This window comes from Nonomuraea sp. bgisy101, from assembly GCF_057708945.1.
The window spans coordinates 37,015-43,761 of the sequence record NZ_JBYITD010000059.1; the positions used below are offsets into that span (position 1 = coordinate 37,015).

Genomic DNA, 6,747 nt, shown 5'->3' on the forward strand with positions numbered 1-6,747 from the left:
CTGAGAGCTTTGCGGTACACGGAAGATGGTCTAGGTGAGGGCGGCAGAGCCGAATCAGCGCTTAGACAGCAGTACGTTGAACCGCGTGAACAGTTTGTCCGTGCCAGCACCGATGCTAGCCAGGAACGTCCACGCGTCCCCGGTTCTTTGCGAGCACTCGCGGGCCGGGGTGACGCACTGAATCAAAATCCGTTATCGCGGAAGGAGTGCTCCATCAAGTGCCAGAACGACCGGAAGCGGGTGGCATCGAGCTCGTACAAGGAGTCAAAGTACCACGCTTCCCATTCATCGTTCGAGGTGACAATGTGCGGATTGAGCAGATAAACACTACCCTCGACGTTCTCGGAAATGCACAACGTGTGCGACAGAAAGTCTCCGACCTCAAAGAAATCCCGATCCTGAGGCGCGTCGTAGTCGAAGAAATAGTCGGCGGGCAATTTCGGGATCGGGGAGTCAGGCGAGGGACCCCATGTGTTCGCGAGGTGCGGATCCACGTCGCGCGTCCACCCGACCTCGGCGATGGGGAGAAGGTGAACACTGGTAAAGGAGTTCACGTCCCAGCCGTTGCTTACCTGGAGGAACTCTCGGTAGCTCGGTGGCAAGCGGCGGCCGAGGCGCTCTTCCTGACGGAGGAGCTCGGCTTCACTGACGGGAGTTGCTCCCAGCCATCCGGTTGGGTGCGGCGAAGATCCCCTACCGTTGTGGAGATCGTGGTCTGTGCCGCTCACGGCCTGGAGGCGTTCGGCCCATGCGTAGCGGGGAGTGTTGGGGCCGTTCATAGAGCGCATTCTACGGCAGGCTGTGAATAGATGCTGCCGCAAGTGGCCGAAAGGGTGAGGGAGGGCCACAGGGCCCTCCCTCGGATGGATCGAACTGGCTACACGATTGGGGCTGGATCCACACCCAGGATTCGTTGTCGCCGCCGACCCGGTAGTGTGAGTAGAAGGATCGCAGCGCATGACCCTGGTCGATATTCTGCTGGTGATTCACAGCGGGTACCGAGAAATGCCCCTTCGCGTGCAAGGCGCCTTGGATGGTACTGGCGAACGGATATTCGTCGCAGGAATTGGTTGGGCCTCGAGGCGGGCCGCCGTTGTAATATGGCGGTCCGCATTTCTCCGGCATGTAGTACTTGCAGTAGAGGTCCCGGCTCTCCCGGATGAGGGCCGGCCGATCCCGTAGTCAGCCCTCCTCCCTCCGCACCTGGTCCGGCCGCTTGTCCGGGCGCAGGCCGCGCCAGCTCGGATGCCGCAGGCGGCCGTCCGCCGTCCATTCCGTGTACTGAACTTCACCCACCAGGACGGGATCGACCCAGCGCGCGTCGCGCGCGTGCGGAAGCGGCACCTTGTCTTCGAACGGGCTGTCCGGCCGCTCGTACGGTGCCAACCGGGCTGCGAGATCCCGCAGCGTCTCGTCCGTGAAACCGGTGCCGACGTGCCCCACGTAGACCAGCCGTCCTGCGTCGTCGTACACGCCGAGGAGCAGCGATCCGATCATGTCGGCACGCCTGCCCTCTCCCGGCCTCCACCCGCCGATGATCACCTCCTGGGTGCGGAAGTTCTTCACCTTCACCCAGTCGCGGCTGCGCCGGCCCGGCTGGTACGCCGAGGCCAGCCGCTTGGCGACCACGCCTTCTAGGAGCCGTTCGCGGCTCCTCCGGAACGCCGTGGCCCCGTGGCCGACGCTGTGGGGCGGCACGCTCCATCTTTCTCCGGCCGCCACGGTCCTCGAGAGCAGGTCTCTGCGCTCCAAATACGGCAGGTCGATGGTGGAGGTGACGTTCACGTGTAGGACATCGAAGATCAGGTAGGAGACCGGCGTTGAGCGCGCCAGCGCCGCTACCCTGTCCGGATCCCGCTGGTGTATGCGCGGTTGCAGCGCGGCGAAGCTCGGCCTGCCCTGTTCGTCGAACGCGACGATCTCGCCGTCGAGCACGGCGTTGCCTCGTACGGCGCCTGGGAGCCGTCCGAGCTCCGGGTAGGCGGCCGTGACGTCGAGGCCGTTGCGCGAGACCAGCCGGAGCGCGGCGCCGTCCACGTAGCCGAGCGCCCGTGCACCGTCCCACTTCATCTCGTAGCCGAACAGCCGGTCCTCGGCCGACGGCGGCAGCTGCCCGAGCCGCGCCAGCATCGGTGAGTACTCCGGAAGGTCCCCCATGAGGAGGTCGTACCCAAGTGCGGAACGCGCTCTGTGACATCGTGGTTCAGATGAGGGCTCCCTGGGAGTGCCCCGGACGACGGCTCCTCTCCTGGCGGCGGTTGTCGACCTCGGTCGTACCGGGGGTCGTGGTGGGCGTGGCCGTCGGGATCGCGGGTGCCGCCCAGTTGTCCGTACCGGTCTCTTGGATCGTCGCCCAGAGCGTCGTCTTGACCTGGGTGTGGCGCATCGGCTCGCGGCAGGATCACGAGGACACCAAGCGCATCGCTGAGGAGGAGGGCCGTACGCACTCCGCGGACACGGGGGTCCTGATCCGCGAATCCTCGTGCATCGACTGTGGGAACGGGTGCCCGGCCATGGGAGCGGCAGGAGGCACGCGAACAGGTGGCGCTGTTCAACCTCACCACCGGTCACGGTGGCCATCGGCACGTTCACCCTCTACGCGGCCGAGTTCGCGATTGCGCGCCGGGATTGGCTCGTCGATGGCGGAGTTGATCGCGGCGTACTCCCCACCGATGCCCATCCCGGTCAGGAAGCGCATGAGGAACAGGTGCCAGGGCTGGACGGCGAAGGCGGTGGCCACAGTGGCGGCCATGTAAAGCCCGAGCGTGACCATGAACATCTTCTTGCGCCCGAGCCGCTCCGTGAGCTGCCCGAACAGCAGGGCGCCCCCTGACCGCGTCCGCCGCGCACGCGCGCGGCCGGCTCGACGGCGACCGCGAGGCGCTGGCCCGGGCCGCCTGGCGCTCCGACGACGTGTGGGGGCAGGCCTCCGCCACGGAGGACCTCGGCGTCCTGCTGGCCGCCGACGGGCGACACGACGACGCGGCGGGAAGCCTCGACCGCGCGCTCGCGATCTACCACGAGATCGGATCTGTTCGGGATTCGGCCCGCGTCCGCAAGCGGCTGCGCGGCATGGGCGTGCGCTACCGCCACTGGAGCTACGCCGACCAGCCCGTCTGCGGCTGGGACAGCCTCACCGAGACCGAGCTCAACGTCTCGCTCCTGGTCGCCGACGGATGGTCCAACCGGAAGGGGGCGGAGCAGATGTTCATCAGCGCCCACACGGTCGCCTTCCACGCAAGCTGCAGATCAACTCCCGCGTCGAGCTGACCCGCCTCGTGGCGGTCCGGGAGGGCGACGAGTCCGGCGGCTGACGCGTGAGCGCCAGGACTACATGTATGGGGGATGTGAAGCGGCAGCTCCCGCGAAAGCCTCGAAACGGTGTGCATCACATCGAGGAGGTCACCATGGCGCTGTTGGGGCGCCGCAGGGGCGGTGACGTTTACCCCGCCCGCGAGTTCGAAGACGTACGACCGGCCGGGGTAGAGGAACGCGGCCCTGGGAGAGATGAGCGAGGACGGAGGCGCGGGCGCCTGGGGTGTCCCCGACGGCTCGACCGTGACAGTGGACGTCGACCACGGCGAGCTGAGCGTCACCTTCCCGGACCGGGCAGCTGACATGACGTCCACCATCGCCTGCCCGAACTGCGGCAAACGGAACAGGGTGCCTGCCGCGGCCGACGGCGTCCCCCAGTGCGGGAGCTGCCATCAGCCCCTGCTGCCTTGGATCGCCGAGGCGGGCGACGACACGTTCGCCGAGGTCGCCGAGCGATCGGCGCTACCGGTCACCGTCGACTTCTGGGCGGACTGGTTCAGGCCGTGCCGGATGGTCACGCCCGCGCTCGAACAGGTCTCCCAGGACCGGGCCGGCCGCGTCAAACTCGTCGACGTGGACCGGTTGCCACGCCTGTCCGAGCGCCTCGCGATCAAGCACATCCCGACGCTCATGATGATGGTCCGCGGCGAGGTCGTCGCCCAGCGGGTGGGCGGCGCGCCCACCCACGAGCTGCGCAGATGGGTCGAGGACGCGGTCAAGGCGCGCGCATGACGCCGGTACCCGAGACGCCGGACTTGTACGGCGCCTATCCCCGGCTGAGCGAGGCGCAGCTCGCCGAGCTCTCCCCCCGCGGCGAGCGCCGGGCCGTGTCGGGAGGCGACGTCCTGTTCCGTGAGGGGGAGCCCACCGCGGAGTTCATCGTCGTGCTGACCGGCAAGGTCGCCATGGTCGAGGGGCGCGGCCCGGACGAGCGGACGATCGCCGTCCACGGCCCGGGCCGGTTCCTCGGCGAGCTCAGCCTGCTCACCGGCCAGGCGGGATTCCTGACCGCCGTCGTCCAGGAGCCAGGCGAGGTGCTGGCCGTGCCGGCCGACGAGGTGCGCGCGCTGGTGGCGCGGGACCAGGCACTCGGCGACCTCATCCTGCGGGCCTACCTGGCCCGGCGGTCCCTACTGATCGGGCTGGGCACCGGCTTCCGCATCATCGGCTCCCGCTATTCGGCGGACTGCCGGCGGCTGCGCGAGTTCGCTGCCCGCAACAGGGTGCCGCACAGGTGGATCGACCTGGAGGAGGACGAGGAGGCGGACGCGCTGCTGCGCGAGCTGCGCATCCCGCCCGAGGACACCCCGGTCGTGATCTGGCGCGGCGACAAGGTCCTGCGCAACCCGACCGTCGCCCAGCTGGCGAAGGCGATCGGCCTGCCCGTCCCGGTGCCCGGCACCGGGGTCAGCGACCTGGTCGTCGTGGGCGCGGGCCCCGCGGGCCTGGCCGCCGCCGTGTACGGGGCCTCGGAAGGGCTGACGACCATCGTGCTCGACGCAGTGGCCGCGGGCGGCCAAGCCGGCACCTCCTCCCGCATCGAGAACTACCTCGGCTTCCCCTCCGGCATCTCGGGCGCCGAGCTGGCCGAGCGCGCCATCATCCAGGCGCGGAAGTTCGGCGCGGTGCTGACCGTCCCGGCCGAGGTGACCGGTCTGCAGCCGGACGACGGCTTCTACGGCGTCGTCGTCGAGGACGGCAACACCGTCAAGGGCCACGCCGTGATCATCGCCACCGGCGCCCGCTACCGGCGGCTGCAGGTCCCCGAGCTGGAGAAGTACGAGGGATCGGGTGTCTACTACGCGGCCACCCCGTTCGAGCTGCGCATGTGCAGCCGCTCGCCGGTGGTCATCGTCGGCGGCGGCAACTCCGCCGGTCAGGCGGCCCTCTACCTGGCCACGAACGCGTCGTCGGTGCGCATGATCGTACGCGGTGACGACGTGCGCGCCAGCATGTCCCACTACCTCGCCGACGAGCTCGACCGCACGCCCGGCATCGAGATCATGCACGACACCGAGGTATGCGACCTCATCGGCGACGGCACCCTGAAAAGTGTCCGCGTCCGCAACAAGCGCACAGGGAAGTCCCTGGAGATCGCGACCAGGGCGATGTTCGTCTTCATCGGCGCCGATCCGCACACCAAGTGGCTGGAGGGCGCCGTGCCGCTCGACGACCGCGGCTTCATCGTCACGGGACAATCCACCACCTGGAATGCACTGCTTCCCCTGGAGACCGACCACCTGGGCGTCTTCGCCGCGGGCGACGTCCGCAGCGGATCGGTCAAGCGGGTCGCCTCCGCGGTGGGGGAGGGCGCCATGGCCGTGCGCCTGGTGCACGAGAGGTTCACCACCACAGGAAATCGACAGAGAAGACGGTGATCGACATGCCGGTGATGGCACACGCCAGATTCGAGCGCTTCTTCCGCGCCGCCGCGGGACTCGACGTGGACAAGAACGACCTCAAGCGCTTCAACGACTTCGTCAACCAGAAGCTGTACGACATGCTCGTCGTCGCCGAGGCCGCGGCCAAGGAGAACAGGCGCGACATCATCCAGCCATGGGACCTGCCCATTACCAAGGGACTACAGGAGAACATGCACGACTTCCGCGACCTGGACGAGGAGCTGGAGCTATCGCCGATCCTGGAGCAGCTCACCGCGCTGCCGCCGCTCGACCTGTCGCTCAGCGTAGACGCCGAGGCCCGGCTGCCGGCCGTGGCCGGCGGGCTGTCCATGGTGCTCGCCCGCGCGCTCAAGATCGTCGAACCCGACCTCAAGAACCCTTCCAGCGAGCATTGGCAGCGCATGTCCCGGCTGTTGGGCCTGCTCCTGTGACCATGACGCGGAGCGGCGAGCGGCGGACACCCTCCGGAGAGGCGCGTGCTGTCGTGCCAGCTCGCCGGTGTCGCGGTCGCTGACGGCTGGCCTTATCGGCCCGGCTTGGAGGCAACCCGCAGATCGACGGTGAAGACATCATCAAAGACGGGGTGACCGAGTTCGCGGCCGAATTCGTCCAGGACGCGGACATAGTCGAGCTCGCGAGCAAGAATTTCGTCCTCGGAAAGCAGGCCGTGGCGCTCAGCGAAGGAAAATCACCCTTTACCTAGATCTATTTCACGCCGCTCATCTCGAGATGCTCGTGCACCTGTCTGATCGCCATGGCGCTCTCACCGACCGCGGAGGCCATCCGTTTGATCGACCCGCTTCGCAGGTCGCTCTTCCTGAGGTCGGAGGACCGGACCAGCAGGCGTACCCGGGCGGCATGCTGGGCGAGGTACGCCGCGGCCTGCCCGGCCGAGTTGCCGCCGCCCACGACCGCGACCGGATCGTGGCGGCACAGACGAGCTTCGACCGCGGTCGCCGCGTAGTAGACGCTGGTGGCCTCGAATTCCGCCAGGCGGGGCACGTCGAGCCGGCGATACCTGGTGGATCCG

10 protein-coding genes are annotated in these 6,747 nt (G+C 68.1%); 4 read left to right on the forward strand and 6 right to left on the reverse strand.

The window, feature by feature from the left end; translation table 11 throughout:
* Positions 1-182: 182 nt before the first annotated feature.
* The 5 genes from AC3EO4_RS52595 to AC3EO4_RS52615 form a co-directional block, all read right to left on the reverse strand.
* Complete coding sequence (locus tag AC3EO4_RS52595; RefSeq protein WP_379573361.1) at positions 183-779, reverse strand: SMI1/KNR4 family protein; 597 nt, start codon at positions 777-779, stop codon at positions 183-185.
* A gap of 10 nt (positions 780-789) precedes the next feature.
* The gene (locus tag AC3EO4_RS52600; RefSeq protein ID WP_431903877.1) at positions 790-1,125 is read right to left on the reverse strand and encodes a NucA/NucB deoxyribonuclease domain-containing protein; all 336 of its coding nucleotides are present in this window, start codon (positions 1,123-1,125) and stop codon (positions 790-792) included.
* A 57-nt stretch (positions 1,126-1,182) separates the two neighbouring features.
* Positions 1,183-2,157 carry a non-homologous end-joining DNA ligase gene (gene ligD / locus AC3EO4_RS52605; RefSeq protein ID WP_431903878.1) on the reverse strand — a complete coding sequence of 325 codons (975 nt, stop codon included), beginning with the start codon at positions 2,155-2,157 and terminating at the stop codon, positions 1,183-1,185.
* 46 nt (positions 2,158-2,203) lie between these two features.
* A complete protein-coding gene (locus tag AC3EO4_RS52610; RefSeq protein WP_431903879.1) occupies positions 2,204-2,386 on the reverse strand; it encodes a hypothetical protein in 183 nt (60 codons plus the stop codon).
* Between the two features lie 171 nt (positions 2,387-2,557).
* Positions 2,558-2,773, reverse strand: a complete 216-nt coding sequence (locus AC3EO4_RS52615) for an MFS transporter (protein ID WP_431903882.1) — start codon at positions 2,771-2,773, stop codon at positions 2,558-2,560.
* Between the two features lie 140 nt (positions 2,774-2,913).
* Between AC3EO4_RS52615 and AC3EO4_RS52620 the strand changes: the two genes are divergently transcribed.
* The 4 genes from AC3EO4_RS52620 (at position 2,914) to AC3EO4_RS52635 (ending at position 6,148) form a co-directional block, all read left to right on the forward strand.
* Positions 2,914-3,270: a LuxR C-terminal-related transcriptional regulator gene (locus AC3EO4_RS52620; protein ID WP_431903885.1), complete on the forward strand. Its 357-nt coding sequence runs from the start codon at positions 2,914-2,916 to the stop codon at positions 3,268-3,270.
* A 237-nt stretch (positions 3,271-3,507) separates the two neighbouring features.
* The gene (locus AC3EO4_RS52625; protein ID WP_431903887.1) at positions 3,508-4,047 is read left to right on the forward strand and encodes a thioredoxin family protein; all 540 of its coding nucleotides are present in this window, start codon (positions 3,508-3,510) and stop codon (positions 4,045-4,047) included.
* Positions 4,044-5,693 (forward strand): FAD-dependent oxidoreductase, encoded by a 1,650-nt coding sequence (locus AC3EO4_RS52630; protein ID WP_431903888.1) that lies wholly within the window; start codon positions 4,044-4,046, stop codon positions 5,691-5,693. Before AC3EO4_RS52625 ends, AC3EO4_RS52630 begins: the two co-directional genes overlap by 4 nt.
* A 5-nt stretch (positions 5,694-5,698) precedes the next feature.
* Complete coding sequence (locus AC3EO4_RS52635) at positions 5,699-6,148, forward strand: DUF1931 family protein (RefSeq protein WP_379573367.1); 450 nt, start codon at positions 5,699-5,701, stop codon at positions 6,146-6,148.
* Between the two features lie 274 nt (positions 6,149-6,422).
* Here AC3EO4_RS52635 and AC3EO4_RS52640 read toward each other — a convergent pair.
* The coding region (locus tag AC3EO4_RS52640; RefSeq protein WP_431903890.1) for an NAD(P)-binding domain-containing protein at positions 6,423-6,747 on the reverse strand (325 nt) is incomplete at its 5' end.

Bases quoted from the DNA above. Each gene is read 5' to 3' on its own strand.
- AC3EO4_RS52595 (WP_379573361.1), bottom strand. From the start codon at position 779: ATGAACGGCCCCAACACTCCCCGCTACGCATGGGCCGAACGCCTCCAG.
- AC3EO4_RS52600 (WP_431903877.1), bottom strand. From the start codon at position 1,125: ATGCCGGAGAAATGCGGACCGCCATATTACAACGGCGGCCCGCCTCGA.
- ligD (WP_431903878.1), bottom strand. From the start codon at position 2,157: ATGGGGGACCTTCCGGAGTACTCACCGATGCTGGCGCGGCTCGGGCAG.
- AC3EO4_RS52610 (WP_431903879.1), bottom strand. From the start codon at position 2,386: ATGCGCCACACCCAGGTCAAGACGACGCTCTGGGCGACGATCCAAGAG.
- AC3EO4_RS52615 (WP_431903882.1), bottom strand. From the start codon at position 2,773: ATGGTCACGCTCGGGCTTTACATGGCCGCCACTGTGGCCACCGCCTTC.
- AC3EO4_RS52625 (WP_431903887.1), top strand. From the start codon at position 3,508: ATGAGCGAGGACGGAGGCGCGGGCGCCTGGGGTGTCCCCGACGGCTCG.
- AC3EO4_RS52630 (WP_431903888.1), top strand. From the start codon at position 4,044: ATGACGCCGGTACCCGAGACGCCGGACTTGTACGGCGCCTATCCCCGG.
- AC3EO4_RS52635 (WP_379573367.1), top strand. From the start codon at position 5,699: ATGCCGGTGATGGCACACGCCAGATTCGAGCGCTTCTTCCGCGCCGCC.